The organism is Corynebacterium glyciniphilum AJ 3170, from assembly GCF_007673095.1.
GTDB lineage: Bacteria > Actinomycetota > Actinomycetes > Mycobacteriales > Mycobacteriaceae > Corynebacterium.
The window spans coordinates 39489-60371 of record NZ_VDYZ01000016.1 but is presented as its reverse complement, the minus strand read 5'-3'; the positions used below and the strand labels follow the sequence as shown (position 1 = coordinate 60371).

Annotated in this window: 17 protein-coding genes and 1 riboswitch; of the genes, 15 read left to right on the top strand and 2 right to left on the bottom strand. The window is 67.0% G+C overall.

The window, feature by feature from the left end:
• Window positions 1-606 carry a GNAT family N-acetyltransferase gene (locus tag FS507_RS14305; protein WP_145943475.1) on the top strand — a complete coding sequence of 202 codons (606 nt, stop codon included), beginning with the start codon at window positions 1-3 and terminating at the stop codon, window positions 604-606.
• Here FS507_RS14305 and FS507_RS17655 read toward each other — a convergent pair.
• Window positions 589-726 carry a hypothetical protein gene (locus tag FS507_RS17655; RefSeq protein WP_186314698.1) on the bottom strand — a complete coding sequence of 46 codons (138 nt, stop codon included), beginning with the start codon at window positions 724-726 and terminating at the stop codon, window positions 589-591. The genes FS507_RS14305 and FS507_RS17655 overlap by 18 nt on opposite strands.
• Before the next feature lie 30 nt (window positions 727-756).
• Here FS507_RS17655 and sepX point away from each other — a divergent pair, with 30 nt between their 5' ends.
• The 3 genes from sepX to FS507_RS14290 are packed head-to-tail and all read left to right on the top strand — an operon-like array spanning window position 757 to window position 3234.
• Window positions 757-1938: a divisome protein SepX/GlpR gene (gene sepX / locus FS507_RS14300; protein ID WP_145943459.1), complete on the top strand. Its 1182-nt coding sequence runs from the start codon at window positions 757-759 to the stop codon at window positions 1936-1938.
• 43 nt (window positions 1939-1981) lie between these two features.
• On the top strand, window positions 1982-2392 hold the full coding sequence (locus FS507_RS14295; protein ID WP_145943458.1) for a DoxX family protein: 411 nt from the start codon (window positions 1982-1984) through the stop codon (window positions 2390-2392).
• A 5-nt stretch (window positions 2393-2397) separates the two neighbouring features.
• The gene (locus tag FS507_RS14290) at window positions 2398-3234 is read left to right on the top strand and encodes a zf-HC2 domain-containing protein (protein WP_260853512.1); all 837 of its coding nucleotides are present in this window, start codon (window positions 2398-2400) and stop codon (window positions 3232-3234) included.
• A gap of 10 nt (window positions 3235-3244) precedes the next feature.
• Here FS507_RS14290 and FS507_RS14285 read toward each other — a convergent pair whose 3' ends face one another.
• Window positions 3245-4804, bottom strand: a complete 1560-nt coding sequence (locus tag FS507_RS14285) for a dolichyl-phosphate-mannose--protein mannosyltransferase (RefSeq protein WP_145943473.1) — start codon at window positions 4802-4804, stop codon at window positions 3245-3247.
• Between the two features lie 102 nt (window positions 4805-4906).
• Between FS507_RS14285 and rsmI the strand changes: the two genes are divergently transcribed.
• From rsmI to FS507_RS14230, 11 genes are all read left to right on the top strand, one after another.
• The gene (gene rsmI / locus FS507_RS14280) at window positions 4907-5824 is read left to right on the top strand and encodes a 16S rRNA (cytidine(1402)-2'-O)-methyltransferase (RefSeq protein ID WP_145943457.1); all 918 of its coding nucleotides are present in this window, start codon (window positions 4907-4909) and stop codon (window positions 5822-5824) included.
• Between the two features lie 200 nt (window positions 5825-6024).
• Complete coding sequence (locus FS507_RS14275; protein ID WP_145943472.1) at window positions 6025-7680, top strand: BCCT family transporter; 1656 nt, start codon at window positions 6025-6027, stop codon at window positions 7678-7680.
• Between the two features lie 85 nt (window positions 7681-7765).
• The gene (gene metG / locus FS507_RS14270) at window positions 7766-9595 is read left to right on the top strand and encodes a methionine--tRNA ligase (protein WP_145943456.1); all 1830 of its coding nucleotides are present in this window, start codon (window positions 7766-7768) and stop codon (window positions 9593-9595) included.
• Between the two features lie 135 nt (window positions 9596-9730).
• Entirely contained in the window at window positions 9731-10912 is a 1182-nt protein-coding gene (locus FS507_RS14265) for an HNH endonuclease signature motif containing protein (RefSeq protein WP_145943455.1), read from the top strand.
• 133 nt (window positions 10913-11045) lie between these two features.
• Window positions 11046-11141: riboswitch (TPP riboswitch) on the top strand.
• Window positions 11129-11812 (top strand): TenA family protein, encoded by a 684-nt coding sequence (locus FS507_RS14260; protein WP_145943454.1) that lies wholly within the window; start codon window positions 11129-11131, stop codon window positions 11810-11812. It overlaps the preceding riboswitch by 13 nt.
• 38 nt (window positions 11813-11850) lie before the next feature.
• Window positions 11851-12693: a TatD family hydrolase gene (locus FS507_RS14255; RefSeq protein WP_145943453.1), complete on the top strand. Its 843-nt coding sequence runs from the start codon at window positions 11851-11853 to the stop codon at window positions 12691-12693.
• 227 nt (window positions 12694-12920) lie between these two features.
• Entirely contained in the window at window positions 12921-14072 is a 1152-nt protein-coding gene (locus FS507_RS14250; protein ID WP_145943452.1) for a resuscitation-promoting factor, read from the top strand.
• A 47-nt stretch (window positions 14073-14119) separates the two neighbouring features.
• Window positions 14120-15043, top strand: a complete 924-nt coding sequence (gene rsmA / locus FS507_RS14245) for a 16S rRNA (adenine(1518)-N(6)/adenine(1519)-N(6))-dimethyltransferase RsmA (RefSeq protein WP_145943451.1) — start codon at window positions 14120-14122, stop codon at window positions 15041-15043.
• Entirely contained in the window at window positions 15040-16125 is a 1086-nt protein-coding gene (locus tag FS507_RS14240) for a 4-(cytidine 5'-diphospho)-2-C-methyl-D-erythritol kinase (RefSeq protein ID WP_145943450.1), read from the top strand. Before rsmA ends, FS507_RS14240 begins: the two co-directional genes overlap by 4 nt.
• Before the next feature lie 48 nt (window positions 16126-16173).
• Complete coding sequence (locus tag FS507_RS14235; RefSeq protein WP_145943449.1) at window positions 16174-18012, top strand: ABC-F family ATP-binding cassette domain-containing protein; 1839 nt, start codon at window positions 16174-16176, stop codon at window positions 18010-18012.
• Between the two features lie 71 nt (window positions 18013-18083).
• Window positions 18084-19907, top strand: coding sequence for an alpha/beta hydrolase (locus FS507_RS14230; RefSeq protein ID WP_260853510.1), 1824 nt, complete (start codon window positions 18084-18086; stop codon window positions 19905-19907).
• The last annotated feature ends 976 nt before the right edge of the window (window positions 19908-20883 follow it).

Below are 20883 nucleotides of genomic sequence, written 5' to 3'. Positions count from 1 at the left end.
CTGACGAACCGCCACCCCGGGTGGCCGGCGAAGACCCCTACGGTCGAGACTGGTGCGGGACGGGTCCGCTTGCGTCCCCTGTCCCGACGCGACGGTCGGCACTGGTCCGAGTTCCGCAATGCGGACGAGCACCTGCTGCGTCCGGTGGAACCGACGGTGCCCGGGCAGTGGTGGGAGGCCCACACGAAGGCGATGTGGCGACGCAACTATTCCGGCCTCACGGCCCTGGCGGCACAGGGGGTCCTGCTTCCGTTCGCCATCGAGGTTGACGGGGCGTTCGCCGGTCAGCTGACCCTGGGAAATGTCCAGCATGGTGTGGTGTGCAGTTGCTGGATCGGTTACTGGGTGTATTCGGGCTTCAGCGGCAGGGGAGTGGCGAGCAGTGCTGTGGCACTCGGGGTGGATCACGCGATGACCCAGGTCGGGATGCACCGGGTGGAGGCGACCGTGCTGGAGTCCAACGTGGCGTCGCGTCGGGTGCTGGAGAAGGTGGGTTTCCGGGAGGAAGGACTGCTGCAGCGCAATCTGCACATCAACGGGCAGTGGCGCGATCACGTCCTCGTGGGTCTGACGGTCGAGGAACGTCCCTCAGGGTTGGCACGGTAGCTGACGGTATCCGGTCGCCTGCGACACGGCACGGCGCGCCTGCGGCGCCCCCGCCAGCTCGGCACGTATCGTCGGTGGCATTGTTCCATCGTGATGCGTCTCGAATGTCTTGGTTGTCATGATTGTCGTCGGTGAAAGGAAAGGCCGCTAGTGTCCGGCTCCCTCAGCTCTCTGATCCTGATCGCGGTTGTCTGGCTTCTTCTCCTTGCGCCGTTGTTCCTCCGTAACCAGTCGCCGGTCCGGCGGACGTCGAAGGCGTTGTCCGAGACCCGTGTCCTGCATGAAGGGGGTGCGGAGATCTCGCGCCCCCGGAAGCGGCCCCTGCCGGCGGAATCGCTGTACCACGCGGATGTCGATGACGACATTGAACTGGTCGAGGCTGAACCCGAGCAGGTGATCATCGACGACACGGGGCGTGATGTGCCGGGCATCATTGAAGGCGAGGTGGTCGGTTACCGTCCCCTCGACGAGGAGGACACCGGTGAGTTCGCCCCGGTGGACCCCCTGGCGAGTGATACGGAGGCTGTCGAGGACTCCGCCTTCGTCGTCGACACGGAGGTCGGTGAGGACGCAGATGACACAGACGAGGCAGACGTCACCGACGAGGCCGGGACCGGCGACGAGCGGGTGGACGTAGCCCCGGTCACGGCGGTCGGCGAGGACCGTCGACGGTTCTCCGACGTCCCGGCGGCATACCTGCGCGGCGGCGACATCGACGTCACGGTGGGAACAGACGAGCAGTACGAGGCCGATGCACAGGTCGGGGGCGACGACGAGTCCTCCGATGATTTCCTCGATGACGAGTACGGTGACGGGGAACTGACCGCGGAGGAGCTCGACTACGCCGCGGCCCGCCGTGGTCGTGGTTTCTACGATCCGGAGGCGTCCCAGCGTCTGGTCGAACGGCGTCAGATGCGTCGTAAGCGGGTGCTGTCGGTGCTGGCGGCACTGTGCGTGGTGTCCGTCGTGGCTGCCGTGATCCTGGGTGGCGCTGTCTGGTCTGCGGTCGTGGTGATGGTGGCACTGTCCGGTGTGTACCTCTACTACCTGCGACGCCAGGTGGTCGAGGAGGCCCGGCTGCGTCGTCGGCGGATCGCCCGGATGCGGCGTGCCCGTCTCGGTGTACGCAACACCGATGACCGTGAGCTCGGTGTCCCGGACCGCCTGCTGCGCCCAGGGGCCGTGGTGCTGGAGAGCGATGACGCGGACCCGGAGTTCGCCGACCTGGCATACGCCGATTACCCGGCTTACTCCGACTACACAGACGACGATGGCTACGACGGCTACGGCGGTTACGACGACCACGCCGACACCCACATCCGGGCGGTGTAGTGCCGCTCACCGTGTCTTCCGGGGGAGATAGTATGGGGGCATCATGAACAATCCTGCCTTTCGCGATGCTGCCCTGCTGATCCTGCGCGTCGCCCTCGGGGTCGTCTTCATCGCCCACGGGTGGGACAAGGTGTTCCATGTGGGAGCAGAGGAGACGGCCCAGCAGTGGGCGTCAATGCACATCCCGCAGCCGACGCTGTCGGTGTGGGTGGTCGCCGTCGTCGAGATGCTCGGTGGCGCGCTGCTGGTCCTGGGGTTCCTCACACCCGCTGCGGCCGGTGTGCTGGCGCTCGACATGGTCGCGGCCTTCTATTTCGTCCATATGGGCAACGGGCTCTTCGTCGCAGAAGGGGGCAGTGAGCTGGTCATCGTCCTGTTCGCGGCGTGCCTCGTTCTCGTCGTCTTCGGCGCCGGACGCGCGAGCCTCGACAAAGCACTCTCCCGGTTCGGGTGATCCCGGTGGAGGACGACTCACGTGCCGACATGCACGCGGCGGTCCGTTCCGCCCTGTCGGCCCGGCTGGACGGTGAGAATGCGCCGTCGGACGTCGACGACGACATGATCGACACCCACCTCTCGGCGTGTGAGGATTGCCGAGAGTGGTTCGCGGCAGCAAGCGACCTGAACCGGCGGCTGCGGATGTCGGTGGCTCCCTCGGACGGTGCCGTTCCCGGCGGTCCTCCCGGCGACGCCCGCGCGTTGGCTGAGTCGATGGTGCGCGTCGCCGACGAGACCCCGCGTCTGTCACACCGTCTGCGGAACCGGTCACTGCCGCTGGTGCTCAGCAGGGTGGCGCTCGTCGCCGTGGCCGTGTGCTACATCATCTGGTCGCTGTTGCTGCTCACCGGGGCCGCCGGTGGCGGTGCGGAGTCGGTGGACGGCACCGGTCCGGGTGGAACGGTCGGCAACGCCGGTGACCCCGATGTGGCGTCGCTCTCCGTCGATGCCGCGGCTGTCCGGCTGGCGTTGGCGGCCGGGCTGTTGTGGGGGGCGGCCCGTCCCCGTTCAGCTCCCGGGCTGTTCCCTGTGTTCCTGGCGCTGTGGGGGTTCGGCGCTGGTTTCGCGACCCGCGACATCGTCCTCGGTGTGCTGGGCGGGGGGACGGACCTGACCCTGATCGCGGGTCTGCTGCTGCACCTCGCCGCGTGTGCGGCCCTGGTCAGCGTGTGGTTGTCCCGGAACCACGCTGTCGCCCCGCTCCGGCAGTCACTGCGGGGCCTGTCGGCACGTCCGGTGAGCTACAGCCCTGATGATGCCCGGAGCAACTCGTCCTGGCGTCCGGGGGACGACCGGTAACCGCGACCGGTCAGGTCCAGCCCGGCAGCCACATCCGCCACTGCCACTGCTCGTCGGTGAGCGGCATCCCGGTGAAGATCGGGAGGAAGAAGAGGAACATCCAAACGACCAGCACCAGGTAGGCGACCACGAGCAGCATCCCGGTCTTGCCGAGGACGAGTCCGCGCGCGTCGGCGGACACAGAGCGCCTGTCGTCCGTCCCGGGGGCCGGTTCGTCCGGGCGCAACGCCCACCCGGAGACCTGCCCCAGGACAAGGGCCAGTCCGAGGATGAGGAAGGGGGCGAGGTTCGTGGCGTAGAACAGGTACATCTGGCGGTCGACGTTCAGCAGCCACGGCAGGAAACCAGCGGCGTAGCCGACCAACGGCACGAGCCACCTCATGTCGCGCCGGCCGATGATCCGCCACAGGCCCCACAGGAGCACCGGGACGGTCAACCACCAGATCGCCGGCGTACCGATGAGCAGCACCACCTCACGGTGCCCCGAGTCATCGCCGGACGAGTGGTAGAGCAGTGCACGGGTGGAGGCCAGCCAGTCCCACGGCTTGGACTCCCACGGGTGGTGGTGGCCGTTGGAGTTGGTCAGTTCACCGTGGAAGCCCAGGACGGAGACGTGGTAGTAGATGAAACTGAGCCAGCTGTCGGGCAGGAAGTCGAGGCCCCACGAGCTGATCCGGTCACTGCCTGCAGCGGCTTCGTGCCGGAAGACACCGGTCTCGGAGGCGAACCAGGACCGCCAGGACAACAGGTAGACCACCAGAGGGACGAGGACCAGGGAGGCGAACGCGGGGACGCAGTCCCGCACGATGGTTCCCGTGAACGGGCGGGTGACACCGAAACGGTGACGCCGCCACCAGTCGACGGCGACGACGGCTACCCCGAAGAACGCCATGTAGTACAGGCCGGACCATTTGACCGCGAGCGCACAGCCCAGCGCGACCCCGGCGCCGAAGCGCCACCAGCGGTACCCCACCCGTGGGCCGAGTGTGTTGTCGGTGATCCTGCCTTCGGCGGCGACCCGGCGGAACAGCCGTTCCATCTGCCCGTGGTCGCGCAGCAGCAGGTAGACCGCGAGGATCACGAAGAAGACCTGGAAGTGGTCCAGCATCGCCGAACGACCGGTGACGAAGAGGATGCCGTCACACAACGCCAGGATTCCCGCGGTGAGCCCGACCCAGTCGGAGCCGGTCAGGCGGCGGGCGGTCGCGGCGATGAGCAGGATGACCCCTACCGCGAGGAGGGCGACGACGATCCGCCACCCCCACGGAGTGTTCCCGAAGACGGCCATACCCAGGGCTTCAAGATGTTTGGCCAACGGAGGATGCACGACGAGTCCGTAGGCGGGGTTGTCCTCGATGCCTCCGATGAGCAGGTCGCCGCCACCCTCCGTGCCACGCAGCACCTGCCATGACTGCGGTACGTAGTGTTTCTCGTCGAAGACCGGGGTCCCGTCGTCGGTGGGACGCCCCAGCCAGAGGAGCCGACTGACCAGGCCCAGGACCCCCAGTGCCACCAGGATCGACCACCATCGGCGTGGCCGTTCCTGCAGCCCGGGTGCAGGGCCGGGCATTGTGCCTGTCGTGGCTGGAGTCTCCGTCACAGTGGCTTATCCTATACGTCTCCGGCGGGGCCGCGGGGCCCCGAGTCCCCCGGCGGGTAGAGTCTGGTGACCATGCAGGACAACACCCCGGAGCGCCCCGAATCCGACACGGTCACACGTGCGCTGGAGCGCGCACGGGCCGACCGTCCTCTCCCCGGAGGCGGTGTGATCCTCGCGGCGACGCCGCTGGGTAATCCGCTGGACGCCTCGATCCGGCTCATCGACGCCCTCGGCAGCGCCGATGTCGTGGCAGCCGAAGACACACGCCGGACGCGTGCCCTGGCTGATGCGCTCGGGGTGGAGATCACCGGCAAGATCGTCTCCAACTTCGACCACAATGAGTCTGACCGTGCCGCCGGCCTGGTGGCGCGGGCTGAGGCGGGGGCGCGGGTCCTGGTGGTGACGGACGCCGGGATGCCGGCCGTCTCCGACCCCGGCTTCCCCCTCGTCCAGGCGGCGCAGGAGGCGGGAGTGCCGGTGACGTGCCTGCCCGGCCCGTCGGCAGTCCCCACCGCCTTGGCGCTCTCCGGGGTGGGGGTGGGCCACTTCGCCTTCGACGGCTTCGCCCCGCGTAAGGACGGGGCACGGCGTCAGTGGCTGGAATCGGTCCGGGACTCTACCCGGGCGGTGAGTTTCTTCGAGTCCCCGCACCGGCTTGCGGCGACCTTGTCCACCGCCGCCGAGGTCTGCGGGGCAGACCGGGAGGCGGCGGTGTGTCGGGAACTGACCAAGACCTTCGAGGAGGTGGTCCGCGGACCACTGGGTGAGTTGGCGACGTGGGCGGCGGACGGCGTGCGCGGGGAGATTACCGTGGTGATCTCAGCCTCGTCCGGGCCGGAGGCACGGCGTCCCGAGGAGCTTGTCGGAGAGGTAGAGGAGAAGGTCGGGGAAGGGGTGCGTCTGAAGGACGCCACCCGCGAAGTTTCGGCTGTTCACGGCGTCTCCCGCCGGGAGCTCTACGAGGCGGTTCTCGCAGCGCGTGAGGGTTGACCGCAGGGTTCCCCGTGACGGCTGGGAGAGGGGGGTTCGGGCCCGTGTGCGGGGAGTATGGCAGAGTAGTCTGCATGTCCGTTTCAGAAGAGAACCCGCAATCTGACGATATCGGCCCCCCGGGAACCGGCTCCGACGGTGCCCCTTTCACTGATCCCGGTCTGAGTATGGAGAAGATTTCCCCGGTCGCCACCGAGGACATGCTGCCTCCTCCGGCCGAGGATGAGAATGCGAAGGTCGACAAGGCGGTGGTGTTCTTCGCCGCACTGATCGTCCTCGCCGTTGTCGCCTGGGGACTGATCGCCCCGGACAACTTCTCGGCCTTCGCCGATTCCGCCCTCGACTTCGTGGTGACCGACTTCGGTTGGGTCTACATCATCGCCGGCTCGGTGTTCGTGTTCTTCATCCTCTGGGTGGCGCTGAGTAAGTTCGGCAATATCCGTCTCGGTCAGGACCACGAACGACCTGAATTCAACGCCGCCAGTTGGATCGCCATGATGTTCGCCGCCGGCATGGGTATCGGCCTGATGTTCTACGGCGTCGCCGAGCCGTTGACGTTCTACCGCGACGGCGTACCGGGTGAGGCTACGGAAAGTAATCCGGTCGCTTTCTCCACGACGTTGTTCCACTGGACTCTGCACCCGTGGGCGATCTACGCGATCGTCGGCCTGGCCATCGCGTACGGCACCTTCCGGCTGGGCCGTAAACAGTTGCTGAGTTCGGCATTCATCCCGTTGATCGGCGTGCGACGCGCCGAGGGGTGGCTCGGCAAGCTGATCGACATCCTGTCGATCTTCGCCACGGTGTTCGGTACCGCCGCCTCCCTTGGACTCGGCGCCCTGCAGATCGCCTCCGGCCTGGACGCTACTGACATGGTCAGCGACCCGGGTACGGGATGGCTGCTGCTGATCATCGGTGTGCTCGGAATCTGCTACCTGGTCTCCGCTTTCACGGGCGTCAGCAAGGGCATCCAGTACGTCTCGAACTTCAACATGGTCATGGCCGCCATCCTGGCGTTCTTCGTCCTGATCGTCGGCCCCACCGTCGTCATCGCGAACACCGTCCCGACGGCCTTCGGCAACTACCTCCAGGAGTTCTTCGGTATGGCGGCCCGCACGGCCGACTCCGCACCGGGCATGGACGAGTGGCTCGGCGGAAACACCCTGTTCTACTGGGCATGGTGGATCTCCTGGTCGCCCTTCGTCGGTACCTTCATCGCCCGTATCTCCCGGGGCCGTACCGTCCGCGAGTTCATCCTCGTCGTCATGCTGGTCCCGACCGCGGTCTCCGTGGTCTGGTTCGCGATCTTCGGTGGCAGCGCCATCCACGAGGAGAACCAGGGTGCGGACATCTTCGGCGACGGCACCTCGGAGTACATGCTGTTCAACCTGCTGCATGAGCTTCCTCTGGGGACGATTGCCTCGGTGATCGCCATGATTCTGCTGGCGACCTTCTTCATCACCTCGGCGGACTCCGCGTCCACCGTGATGGGCACGATGAGCCAGAACGGCAAGCTCATCGCCGACCGGAAGATCACCGTCCTGTGGGGTCTGCTCACCGCCTTGATCGCTGTGGTTCTGCTGCTGTCGGGTGGGGATGACGCACTCAACAGTCTCCAGTCCGTGACGATCATCGCGGCCAGCCCATTCGTGATCCTCATCTGCTTCCTGTGTCTGGCGATCTACAAGGGGTTGTCGCAGGACCCCTTGTTCCTCGACGAGAAGCAGAAGCGGGCCTTCGCCCTGCGGCTCGCCCGCGAACGTCGGCACCAGGAGACCGCAGAAGCTCGCGCGGCGCGGGAACGCCGACGCGGCAAGCGCGGTGCTGCCGCCGACAAGGCGGACACGAAGAAGTAGTACCGTCTGTGCACGACCGTTGCGCGCGCCAGGGGAACCAGCCCCTGGTGCGCGCTTCGTCTGTGCCATGGCTTAGTCTGGTCGCATGTCGAAACACGTGCTCACCGCCGTTGCCTGGCCCTACGCAAACGGACCCCGTCACATCGGACACGTCGCCGGATTCGGCGTCCCCTCGGATGTCTTCGCACGGTTCCAGCGAATGTCGGGGAACAAGGTGCTGATGGTCTCCGGGACCGACGAGCACGGCACTCCGCTGCTCGTGCAGGCGGAGAAGGAAGGTGTCGGCGTCCAGGAACTCGCCGACCGGTACAACCGTGTCATCGTCGAGGACCTCGCGGGCCTCGGCCTCTCCTACGACCTGTTCACCCGCACCACCACACGGAATCACTACGCTGTGGTCCAGGAACTCTTCCGCGGGCTCAACGACAACGGCTACATGGTCCGTCAGACGACCACCGGTGCCATCAGCCCGTCGACCGGTCGCACCCTGCCGGACCGGTTCATCGAGGGAACCTGCCCGCTGTGCGGTGCCACCGATGCCCGCGGCGACCAGTGTGACAACTGCGGTAACCAGCTCGACCCCGCAGACCTGATCGACCCCCGCTCGAAGATCAACGGCGAGACCCCTGACTTCGTGGAGACCGAGCACTTCATGCTCGACCTCCCGGCGGTGGCGGACGCCCTGGAGTCCTGGTTGACGACTCGCGACGGGTGGCGCCCCAATGTGCTGAAGTTCTCGCTCAACCTGCTCAAGGACATGCGTCCGCGGGCGATGAGCCGCGACATCGACTGGGGTGTGCCCGTCCCGATCGAGGGATGGCAGGACAACAACGCCAAGAAGCTCTACGTCTGGTTCGACGCGGTCGTCGGTTACCTGTCCGCCTCCATCGAGTGGGCGTGGCGGTCCGGGAAGCCGGAGGCCTGGCGTGACTGGTGGTCTGACCCGGAGGCCCTGTCCTACTACTTCATGGGCAAGGACAACATCACCTTCCACTCCCAGATCTGGCCGGGGGAGCTGCTCGGTTACGCCGGGCGTGGCGACCACGGCGGTGAGGCAGGGGAGTTCGGCGAGCTGAACCTCCCGACCGAGGTCGTCTCGTCGGAGTTCCTGACGATGTCCGGGTCGAAGTTCTCCTCGTCGAAGGGCGTGGTCATCTACGTCCGTGACTTCCTGCAGGAGTTCGGCCCGGACGCGCTGCGGTACTTCATCGCCGTCGCCGGCCCGGAGAACATGGACACCGACTTCACCTGGGACGAGTTCGTGCGACGGATCAACACCGAACTCGCGAACGGCTGGGGCAACCTGGTCAACCGCACGGTGTCGATGGCGCACAAGAACTTCGGTGAGATCCCCGCCGCCGGCGAACTCACCGCGGAGGACACCGACCTGCTCGAGGACGCCGCCGCCGCGTTCGACACCGTCGCGGAGTGCCTGGAGCATTCCCGATTCAAGGCGGGGATCGCCGAGGCGATGCGTATCGTCGACCGTGGCAACCAGTACATCGCGGCCCAGGAGCCGTGGAAGCTGGCGAAGGACGAGTCCCAGCGGGAGCGGCTCGCGACGGTCCTGCACACCGCCCTGCAGGTGGTGTCGGACGCCAACACGCTGCTCACCCCGTACCTGCCGTTCTCCGCCCAGCAGGTCTTCGAGACCCTCGGTGGTTCCGGCGTCTGGGCGGCACAGCCGCAGGTCGTCGAGGTCACCGATGATTCGCCGCGGACACCGGTGGGCGCCGGTCTGCCGGCGGAAGGTCGCAGCTACCCGGTCATCATGGGTGACTACGACGATCAGCAGGCGCACTGGGGCCGGACCACGCTCACCCCGGGGACCCCGTTGACGAAACCGTCCCCGCTGTTCACGAAACTGGACCCCGAGCTGGCCGAGACCGGCCCGTCCTGGGCCGCGGTGGAGTAGGGGCCGGGACCGGGGACGGTCGTGCCGTAGTGACGACACCTGCACCACTCGAACGCATGTTCGAACAGGTGCAGGTGTCGTGCTTTCCGTGTCCGTGCTGTCCGATACGGTGTTCCCATCATAAGGAGGGGACCCATGACAAGCACCCGCACCACTGAACCCACCACCGGTGAGACCTACACTGCGCTGGCGGCCCGCTACGCATCGGCGGTCAACACCGCCGAACTCGACCTGGTGGCCTTCCTGACCACCATCCCGGTGGACGCCCGGCACTCCACCGCCCTGGCGATACGCCGTCGTACACCCGCCGAGGCCCACCGTTACACCCACGCCGCCGACCTGGCCGAACGTATGCCTGACCTGTTCCACTCGTTCCGTACCGACGGGCGCTACTCCCTCGACCACCTCGATGCGATCTGGACCAAGGTCAACCGGCACGCCCGGGCGCTGACTGCCGCCGGAACAGAGGTCCCGGCGAACCTGGACGCCGCGGTGGCTCTGGGGATCGCCGGCTGGATCCGTGCCACCGGGATCACCGCCCTGACCGCCCTGGCTGATGTCGCCGACGAGGTACTGTGCACGCTTGCCCCACTGGCCGCGGCCGACACCGAGGCCCGGGAGGCCGCGGCGGTGTCCCTGACCCGGAGCGGGACCCGGTTGACCCTGGACTGCGGTAGCAGGTACACCGCAGAAGCACTCTGGTCGGCGATCAGCGCCGCCGCGCTGGAGGTGCGCCGGGAGATCGTGCAGGACGACCGGGAGGGCCCGTCGGCCCCGTCGACGGCACACTGCCGTGGGCAGGTGGCCCTGGGGCTGCTGGGTGGGCATCGTGAGCAGCTGAAGGTCACGTTGAACGCCTACCAGGCCCGACCGGAGGCACCGGCTTATGTGCTGGGGTGCGGGTGGGTCAGCCCCGCCACCGCCGCGCAACTGGCCGCTCTGGCCGACAAGGTGCGTGAGCTGCCCGAGGCCGGACGGATACCGGAGAGTCCTGCCTACCGGTTCCCCGCGGTGCACAAGGCGGCGATGCAGGGCCGCGACGCCCACTGCCGGTTCCCCGGCTGCACGGTTCCCGCCGACGACTGTGAGCATGATCATCTGGTCAACTCCCCGCACACCGACCCCGGCAGTGACGGGCCGACCAGTGTGGCCAACGGGATCTGCCTGTGCCGGACGCACCACACGCTGAAGACCGCGGGGATCTGGAGGCCTGTCAGTCAGGATGATGCGGTGACGATCAACTGGTCCGGGCCCGGTGGGGTCAGGGTCACCACGACTGCGGCGGGCCCGTTGTCGCCGGTGAGAGATCCCGCCTGACACCGCACGCTGCAGGTGTAGTCCTCGCCGTCACCCCGACCGGCGAGCACATCAGCATGCCCGGGGACCTTGACCGCCGCTCGGCGATCCCTCGGCACGCGTTCTGCTAGCGTGGCAGCGCGCACCCGCGCGCTTCACCGACACGGGGTGCCCGGACCCGGGCTGAGATCCATACCCGTTGAACCTGATCGAGGTCACACTCGCGGAGGAATTGTCATGACCGACCACGCACGTTTCACCGACCGGCTCCGACAGGAGCATGCCGACACCTGGGACGCCGCCGTCACCCACGGCTTCGTCCGTCAACTCTTCGCCGGCACTCTCCCGGACGACGCCATGGCGTCCTACCTCGTCCAGGACTACCGGTTCGTCGACGGGTTCATGGCGCTGATCGGCGCCGCGATCGCCACCGCCGACAACTTCACCTCCCGCCACCGTCTGGCGGAGTTCATCGGCGAGGTCGCCGGAGACGAAAACACATACTTCATCGAAGCCATGGACGAGCTCAGCACCGGAGAGGGTGACGACGTCCCTGATACGGCTCCGACCGTGGGCTTCAAGAAGATCTTCGCCGAGGCGGCGGAGACCAGGAACTACGCGGCGATCGTCTCCGTCCTGGTGGTCTGCGAATGGCTGTACCTGGACTGGGCGACCCGCGAAACGAACCGGGCTGAGGCGCCGGACGGTTCCGGCGGATACCCGGAGCGGTACGTCCATGCGGAATGGGTGCGTCTGCATGACTACCCGGCGTTTCATGAGCTTGTCGCTTTCCTGCGCGACGAGGTGGACCGGACTGCGACACAGTCAGCGGAGAATGAGGCGCTGTCCCGTGACTTCTTCCGGCGGACCGTGGATCTCGAACTCGCGTTCTTCGACGAGTCACTGCCGCGGCACTCCTGAGGATCTTCCCCCGCCGGACGGCAGCTAGCCTGGGGACCATGTCACGGAAGAAACCACGTCCCACTCCTGTGCCTCCCGAACCGCTGGCGGAGGTCTTCGACGCGCACACCCACCTGGCCTCCTGCGGGGCCGCCGACGCAGAGTCCGTGCGGGCCGTCATGGACCGTGCTGCCGCGGCAGGTGTGAGCGGCGTGTGCACCGTCGGCGACGGAATCGACGAGGCGGAGCTGGCCCTGCAGGCGGCCTACGCCGACGACCGGATCGTCGCGGCATGTGCCGTACACCCGACCAAGGCACATGAGCTCACCGACGACGTGAGGACGCGACTGCGTGTGCTCGTCGCCGACGACCGGTGCGTCGCGGTGGGGGAGACGGGGTTGGACACCTACTGGATCACGCACGATCCGGAAGGCACCGCGCCGCTGGAGGTCCAGGAGGAGGCGTTGCGCTGGCACATGGGCCTGGCTGCGGAGGTCGGCAAGCCACTGATGATCCACAACAGGGAGGCCGACGAGGACCTCATGCGGGTGCTCGACGACGCCCCGGACGGGCTGACCGTGATGCTCCACTGTTTCTCGTCACCGTTGGAGGTCGCCCTCGAGGCCATCGACAGGGGGTACTACCTCAGCTTCTGCGGCAACGTCACCTTCAAACGCAATGAAGAACTGCGGCAGGCGGCTGCCCGGGTTCCGGGGGACCGCATCCTCGTGGAGACGGATGCGCCGTACATGACTCCGGAGCCGTTCCGGGGTGCCCGCAATGAGCCGACGTTCGTCGGCTACACCGCCCGGCTCCTCGCCGAGGTGCGTGGCGTTGATCCCGACGAGTTCGGTGCGTCGGTGTCGGCGAACGCCCGGCGGCTCTACGGCCTGACGGTGTGACGCGTGGGGACGCTGTCTCATTCTGTTGCTTCCTGTCACCTGCTGTTATCCGCGGTGGGAGGAGCGGGTGTGATGATCGCGACAGAAACGGGGGCAGAATCCCGAATTTCTTGATCGTGACCCAATCGTTACCGTATCGTGATCAACGTTATGTCGGTTGACCCGACTCGTCGTCCCTGCGAGATAGGGGCTCGGCAGAGACAAAGCCACCGGAGGTAGAAGAGCGCGTGTCCCCCAAGAAGAAGTCCACCCTGCACCGCATCAACAGCACCAGCTCGGTCCCGCTGCGCGCGGCGACCGGCGGCATGCTGGCGGTGCTCGTTGTCGGTGGCACCGTCGTCGCCACCAACCACAAGGACGTCACCCTGGACGTCAACGGCGAGATCATGCAGGCCAGTGCGATGTCTGGCGACATCCGCAGCCTGCTTGAGGACAACGACGTCCAGGTCGACGACCGCGACATGATCACCCCGGGGCTCGACGAGAAGGTGGAGAACGACGGCACCGTCACGGTGCGCTCGGCACGCCAGGTCGCGGTCACCGTCGACGGACAGCTCAAGGACGTCGACACCACGTCGCTGACCGTCGCCGACCTGCTGTCGGAGCTGGGCTACGAGGGCAACGACGCCACCCTGTCCGAGGGTGTGGGGACGCAGATCCCCGTCGAGGGCATGGAACTGAACATCACCACCCCGCGTGACTTCACCCTCAACGACGGCAACCCCGGCGAAGAGCCCGCCCGCCTGTCGCTGGCTGCGGCCACCGTGGGTGAGGCACTGGAGCTGCGCGGCACCCCGCTGGGCAAGGACGACGTCGTCACCCCGCCCGCCGACACCCCGCTCACCCCCGGCACCCATATCGAGGTCCACCGCGTCAGCACCGACGAGACCACCGAGGAACGTCCGTTCGACCCGCCGGTGAAGGTCCAGGAGGACCCGGAGAAGCCCGAGGGCGAGGAGGAGGTCCTCGAGGAGGGCTCCGCCGGCCGCGAGAAGGTGACCTTCAAGATCACCAGGACCAACGGCGAAGAGACCGACCGTGAGGTCCTCGAGCGCACGGAGCTCGAGCCGGCAACGGAGCGGGTTGTGGTGCGCGGCACCAAGAAGGGCTCCAGCGCCGCAGCCGTGGCCGGGGGATCGGTGTGGGATGAGCTGGTGCAGTGTGAGGCCACCGGCGACTGGTCGGCCAACACCGGCAACGGTTTCTCCGGCGGCCTGCAGTTCACCCCGTCCACCTGGGCGGCGTTCGGCGGAACCGAGTACGCACCTGAAGCGCACATGGCCTCCCGTGAGGAGCAGATCGCCGTGGCCGAGAAGGTCCAGGCCGCACAGGGCTGGGGCGCATGGCCTGCCTGCACCTCGAAGATGGGTCTGCGCTAGACTTTCCGGTTCGGGGGACCGGGTGCGGACGACTAGGCTGGTGAACCGTGGAACTAGACAACAGCACCGGTGTCCGTCTGCTCGGCCCCGGCGAGATCCGGGATTTGGCGGCGGAGCTTGACGTCACCCCGACGAAGCGGCTCGGCCAGAACTTCGTCATCGACCCCAACACGGTCCGCAGGATCGTCTCTGCGGCGGAGGTCGGCCCCGATGACCATGTCATCGAAGTGGGGCCGGGACTCGGGTCGTTGACTCTGGCGTTGCTGGAGTCCGTCGGCCATGTCACCGCGGTGGAGGTCGATCCACGGTTGGCCGGACGGCTGGGACGCACCGTCTCCGAGCACGCCCCGGACCGGGTCGCCGACCTCACCGTGGTCACCGCGGACGCCCTGTCGGTGCGTGGGGAGGATCTTGGCGAACAGTCCGCTCCGACGGCACTGGTGGCGAATCTGCCGTACAACATCTCGGTGCCGGTCCTGCTGCATCTTCTGGAGGTCTTCCCCAGCATCCGGCGGGTGTTGGTGATGGTGCAGCTGGAGGTCGCCGACCGGCTCGCCGCCGCCCCGGGCAACCGGGTCTACGGTGTGCCCAGCGTGAAGGCAGGCTTCCACGGGCGGGTGCGCAAAGCCGGCACCATCGGCAAGAACGTGTTCTGGCCCGCGCCCAAGATCGACTCGGGTCTTGTCCGGATCGACCGCTGGGTCGATGGGGACCGTCCGTGGCAGCAGACGATCGACGAGGTGGGGGAGGACGCTCTGCGCCGGGAGGTCTTCGCGATCACCGACGCCGCCTTCCTGCAGCGGCGGAAGACCCTGCGCGCCGCCCTGTCCGGGTACTTCGGGTCAGCCCCTGCGGCGGAGAAGGTCCTGACCGATGCGGGGATCGACCCCCGGGAGCGCGGTGAGAAGCTCGACACCGCGGCGTTCGTGGACCTGGCTGTGGCGTCCCTCGCGGCAGGAGAACAGCCGTGACCGCCGCAGACAGTGCGGAGTTCTCGGTGCAGGGGCAGTCTGTCACGGCCACGGCACAGGGCAAGGTGAACCTGCACCTCTCCGTCGGTGACGCCCGTGATGACGGCTACCACGACCTGGTGACGGTATTCCAGGCCCTCGACCTCACCGAGACCGTGACTCTGACGGTGGCCGACATCCATGAGGGTGTGCCCGCCGAGATGGCGGACCTCATCGGGGCCTTCAAGGTCACCGGTCGCGACGCCGCGAAGGTCCCCACCGGCGATGACCTGGTCGACAACCTCGCCGTCCGCGGTGTGTTGTCCGTCCTGGAGCACTACCGCGACGATCTGGCGGGCGTTCCCTCTGCGACGTTCCCCGTCCTCGACATCGTGGTGGACAAGGGTGTACCGGTCGCCGGTGGTATGGCCGGAGGATCGGCGGACGCCGCCGCGGCGATGGTCGCCACCCGTGAGATCCTCCACGGCGCGGGCGCCGTGGACGCCGGTTTCGACCGGGCACCGCGGCCCGACGATGACACGTTGGCGGTCCTTGCCGCAGGACTCGGGGCCGACGTCCCGTTCTGCCTGACCGGTGGCACCGCACTCGGTCAGGGCAGGGGCGACGTCCTGGTTCCGGTCCTGACCCGGGGCACCTACCACTGGGCACTGGCGATGGACCCGCGTGGACTGTCCACCGCCGATGTCTTCGCACGCCTTGACGAACAGCGGGCCGCTGCCGCACGGGGCGAGCGTCCCGACCAGCGGGCCGGTGGCCCCGAGGACGCCCAACGCGCGATCCTCACCGGCGACGTCGACGTGCTCGCCGCACACCTCGACGGCGCGGTCGTCAACGACCTGCAGGCACCGGCCATCAGCCTCAGCCCCGATCTGCGTCGTACCCTGGCGGCGGGCAAGGACGCCGGCGCGCTGGCCTGCCTGGTGTCCGGGTCCGGACCGACCGTGGCGATGCTCTGCCGCGACCGGGAGCACGCGGTGGACGTCGCGACGGCGTTGTCCTCTGAGGGGGTCGGCGGCCGCGCCGTCCCCACCACCACCGCGGCGTCCTGCCGCCACGGTGCGCGTATCGTGTCCCCAGCCTGACCCCGACAGCCTTACCGTCACCAACCGAGAGGATCCTCCCGAACCGCCATGGCAACACCGGTCAACCTGATCAACCTGGAGAACGTAGAGAAGTCCTACGGTCTCAAAACCCTGCTGGACAAGGTCAGCCTGGGAGTGAACTCCGGCGACCGTATCGGTGTCGTCGGGCTGAACGGTGGAGGCAAGTCCACCCTCCTGCGGATCCTGTCGGGCGCCGACACCGCGGACGCCGGACGCGTGTCGCGTAACAATGATCTGCGCATGGCGCGGGTCTCGCAGGACGTCGACCTGGTGGGCGACACCGTCGGAGAGTCGGTCCTGGAACCACTGGGGCTGCAGACCTTCGAGTGGGCCTCGGATCCACGGGTCCGTGAGGTGCTCCACGGGCTCGGGGTCGTCGACCTCGGCGAGGACGGCCTGGACACCCCGGTATCGGGGCTGTCCGGTGGCGAGCGACGTCGCGTCGGTCTCGCCGCTGCGCTGGTGCGCGACCTCGACCTGCTGATCCTGGACGAGCCCACGAACCACCTGGATGTCGAGGGTGTGCAGTGGTTGGCGTCCCACCTGCTGTCCCGTCGGTGCGCACTCATCGTCGTCACCCACGACCGCTGGTTCCTCGACACCGTCGCCAACCACACGTGGGAGGTGCACGACGGTGTCGTCGACGTCTACGAGGGCGGTTACAACGACTGGACGTTCGCACGTGCCGAACGCGCCCGCCAGGCCGATGCCGCGGAGCAACGCCGGGCCAACCTCGCACGGAAGGAACTCGCGTGGCTGCGTCGTGGGGCGCCGGCCCGGACCTCGAAGCCGCGGTACCGCATCGAGGCCGCCGAGGCGCTGATCAAGGATGTCCCGGCCCCGCGTGACTCCGTGGAACTGATGAGCTTCGCGGCCCGCCGCCTGGGCAAGAAGGTCATCGAGCTCGAGGACGCGACCATCACCACCCCGGACGGCCGCCCCCTCGTCGAGGACCTCACCTGGCGGCTCAACCCCGGCGAGCGCATCGGCCTCGTGGGTGTGAACGGTTCGGGGAAGACCACGCTGCTGCGCACCCTCGCGGGCGAGTATCCGCTGGCCGGTGGTCGGCGGATCGAGGGCAGGACGGTGAAGATCGGATGGTTGCGTCAGGAACTCGACGACCTCGACCCCACCCGTCGTCTCCTCGACGCGGTCGAGGACGTCGCCACCCGGGTACAGATCGGGGACAAGGATCTCACCGCGTCCCAGATGGCGGAACGTCTCGGCTTCTCCTCCAAACGCCAGCGCACCCCGGTGGGGGACCTCTCCGGCGGGGAACGGCGGCGTCTCCAGCTCACCCGGGTGCTCATGGCGGAGCCGAATGTCCTGCTGCTCGACGAGCCGACCAATGACCTGGACATCGACACCCTGCAGGAACTCGAGAGTCTGCTCGACGGGTGGGCCGGCACGCTGGTCGTGATTTCCCACGACCGTTATCTCGTGGAGCGTATCTGTGACTCCACCTGGGCCCTCTTCGGGGACGGGAACCTGACGAACCTTCCCGGCGGTATTGCGCAGTATCTCGAACGGCGCGCTGAGCAGGCGGCGGTCGAGAGCAGGCACACCGGCAACATGGCACTCGGTGGTGCGCAGGCCTCTCAGCAGCCCACCGGTCTGTCGGCCCAGGAGGACCGGGCCCTGACCAAGGAGCTCAACGCCCTGGAGCGGCGGATGTCCAAGGTCCAGGCCACAGTCGAGGACCTCAACCAGCGGCTCGCTGCGGCATCGGCGCCGGAGGACGGCAACGTCGACACCGCCCTGCTTGCCGACCTCGACGCGAAGCTCACCGCGGCGAAGGACGAACACGACGAACTCGAGATGAACTGGCTGGAGGTCGCGGAACGGCGGGAGTCCGGCGGCGCCTGACCTTGCTAGACTCACTGGACGATACTGATATGAACTGACGTGAAGTGGTGTGACGGACGGGAGCCGGTGCGGTGCAGGATGACTTCCCGGGCGTGATCGTCCGGCAGGACCACAGCAGGATCGGTACCGCCGACCCGGAGAAGCCGGCGCACACCGGATTCCTCCGTCGGCTGATGGAACCCAGTCCCTGGGGCCTCGTCGTCGGCGCACTGATGTTCGCCCTGTCACTGACTCCGTCGCTGCTCACCCGCGACTGGTTGTTTCAGGGGGTCGCCGCCGGACTGTCGGCGGCAACCGGACACCTGATCGGGGTACTGCTGCAGTGGGTGTGGGTGTTGTGGATCCGTGACCTGGTGGAACCGTTGGTCACTCTGCTGACCCGGGGACGGTCATTACCGGCACGTTGGCAGCTGCGCCTGCGCATCGCCCTGATCGCCGTGATCGTCGTCGCCCTGCTGGTGTGGATCCTCTTCGCGGTGCGGTGGCAGCAGGAGATCGCCGACATCATGGGGGACGAGGCGTACTCCGCCGGCGAGTTCCTCAAGGTGCTGCCTGTCGGGTTGCTGCTCTGGGTGGGCATCTACGTGGTGGGCAAGGTGGTGGTCCGCGGGACGGTGCTGCTCGCCCGCGCCGTCCCGGGGCAGCACACCCGGTACGGCCTGAAGCTGCTCCTGTCGTGGGCTGTCGTCGGTCTGGTGACCGTGTTCGTGGCGGACCAGGTGCTTCCCGGCACGATTCTGCGGGTCAGCGAGCGGATCTTCTCGGTGCGCGACCAGGAGATCCGTGAGGACCTGGTCCGCCCCCACGTCAGCGAGCGGAGTGGCGGACCCGGGTCACTCAACGAGTGGGAGGACCTGGGTGCCTACGGCACGCGGTTCACTGCGCTGGGGTTGTACAAGGACCAGCTCGAAGAGCTCACGGGACGGGACTCGGAGGAGCCTATCCGGGTCTACTCGGGACTGAGCAACGGTGACTCCGACCGCGAGCGTGCGCTCAATGTGGTTGACGAGCTGGAGCGGACGAATGCCCAGGACCGCCAGGCACTGATGATTGCCCCGACGACGGGGACGGGATGGGTGAACCCCACGGCGGCACAGGCGTTTGAGCTGATGTTCGACGGTGACACCGCCATCGCCGCTGACCAGTATTCATACCTGCCCAGCGCGATCCAGTTCATCACGGACCGGAACCGCGTGCGTGAGGCGGGCAAGGAGCTGATCTCCACGGTGGCCGAGTGGTGGAACAGGCTCCCGGAGGACAACCGCCCGAAGCTCTACGTGTACGGGGAGTCCCTGGGCACCACTGCCGGTGAGGGAGGGTTCTCCGGTATCCGTGACATCGCTTCGACGGTGGACGGCGTGCTGTGGCTCGGCCCGCCGAACAGCAATGAGCTGTGGCGTGATTTCGTGTCGCGGCGGGACCCCGGTACCCGTGAGGTCGACCCGGAGTACTCCGGCGGCATGATGGTGCGTTTCGCTGAGAACTCGGAACAGATCCAGAAGTGGATCGAGGATCCTGAGGACGGTGGGACCTCCTGGGGCGGTAGCCGTGTGCTCTATGTCCAGCATCCGTCGGATCCGGTGGTGTGGTGGTCACCGAATCTGCTGTTCCGTGAACCCGACTGGTTGAAGGAGCCGCCGGGCTTTGACCGCTCGCCGACGATGCGGTGGATGCCGATCGTCACGTTCTGGCAGGTGACTCTGGACCTTCCGCGTGCCGGGAACGTCCCCAACGGGCACGGTCACAACTACGGCACCTCCGTGTTGGACGGCCTGGTCGCGGTGGCGGGGGAGGACCGGTTCTCAGTACAGGATGTGGAGAAGCTGCGTGGTGAGTTGGACAAGGCCATGGAGAACCAGGGACCGGAGAAAGAGGTCGGCGTCGACAACGGGTGACGCGTGGGCGTGGCCTGCGCCGTGAGCGGGGTGGTCCAGAATATGTGGAGGGCCTAGCGTGGACACTGCAGGGAGTGGATGGCCCCGGTACCAGGTACACATCGATCATGTATCACCTCTGGTTGACGCACCCTACGGTTCTCATACGGTGGACCGTAGGGTGTTTTGCTTTTCCTCCGTCAACGAGTAAATGATGCTCGCTGGCATGAGCGGCGATGTCGGCCCCCGCACCTCGGTGCGGGGCTTTCTGTGCGACTACCCCCGGGGGTAAATACGTTCATTGCCTTAACTAACCGCTTCTGCCGTTGTAATGTACGTCTCGTGACTGGAACACCCGTCGCACCCCAACTCGCCTTTCAAGGAGATTCCCCATGATCGAGACCATTCAGGACATCATCGACACCGTCTTCGGCGCCATCGCCGTCATCGCCGTCAACGTCGTCAGCTCTCTGCAGGGCGCCCGGTAGTTTTCCGGAGCTCATCGCCCCCGCACTTCGGTGCGGGGGTTTTCTGCTGGCGATGGGGGAACGGTGGCCTGACCCTCTGGCCGGCGACGGTAGGGCTGCGCCGCTCCGAGGTTCGGCGGATCGTACCCCCGGGGGTGTGGTGATTCGGGCGGAGATTTCCAGGGGGATAATGTTCTAGTTGCAGGGGACATGGATGGCCCCCGCGCAACGATACAACTCGATCATGTATCGCCTTTCTCGGTAGGCGCACATCACGATCCGCAACGGCGGAGCGGATGTGCGTCTATTCGTGTTTACCCTCCCTGACCTGCCGATATAAGCTGCGCTAACCCATATGGGGGTAGGTAATATCCCTGTGTAACGTTTCTTATCCCCCCACCGGTATGGTCCATCGTGCGACTCAGAACACTGGGGCGCGAAACCAAACTTCTACCGAAGGGAAGATCATCATGATCAACACCATTCAGAGCATCATCACCACCGTCACCGACGCCATCGTCTCCGTCTTC

Coding starts and splice junctions, on each gene's coding strand:
- FS507_RS14235 (WP_145943449.1), top strand. CDS start 16,174: ATGGCAACACCGGTCAACCTGATCAACCTGGAGAACGTAGAGAAGTCC.
- rsmI (WP_145943457.1), top strand. CDS start 4,907: ATGCAGGACAACACCCCGGAGCGCCCCGAATCCGACACGGTCACACGT.
- FS507_RS17655 (WP_186314698.1), bottom strand. CDS start 726: ATGACAACCAAGACATTCGAGACGCATCACGATGGAACAATGCCACCG.
- FS507_RS14255 (WP_145943453.1), top strand. CDS start 11,851: ATGTCACGGAAGAAACCACGTCCCACTCCTGTGCCTCCCGAACCGCTG.
- FS507_RS14260 (WP_145943454.1), top strand. CDS start 11,129: ATGACCGACCACGCACGTTTCACCGACCGGCTCCGACAGGAGCATGCC.
- FS507_RS14295 (WP_145943458.1), top strand. CDS start 1,982: ATGAACAATCCTGCCTTTCGCGATGCTGCCCTGCTGATCCTGCGCGTC.
- FS507_RS14285 (WP_145943473.1), bottom strand. CDS start 4,804: ATGCCCGGCCCTGCACCCGGGCTGCAGGAACGGCCACGCCGATGGTGG.
- metG (WP_145943456.1), top strand. CDS start 7,766: ATGTCGAAACACGTGCTCACCGCCGTTGCCTGGCCCTACGCAAACGGA.
- FS507_RS14265 (WP_145943455.1), top strand. CDS start 9,731: ATGACAAGCACCCGCACCACTGAACCCACCACCGGTGAGACCTACACT.
- FS507_RS14275 (WP_145943472.1), top strand. CDS start 6,025: ATGCTGCCTCCTCCGGCCGAGGATGAGAATGCGAAGGTCGACAAGGCG.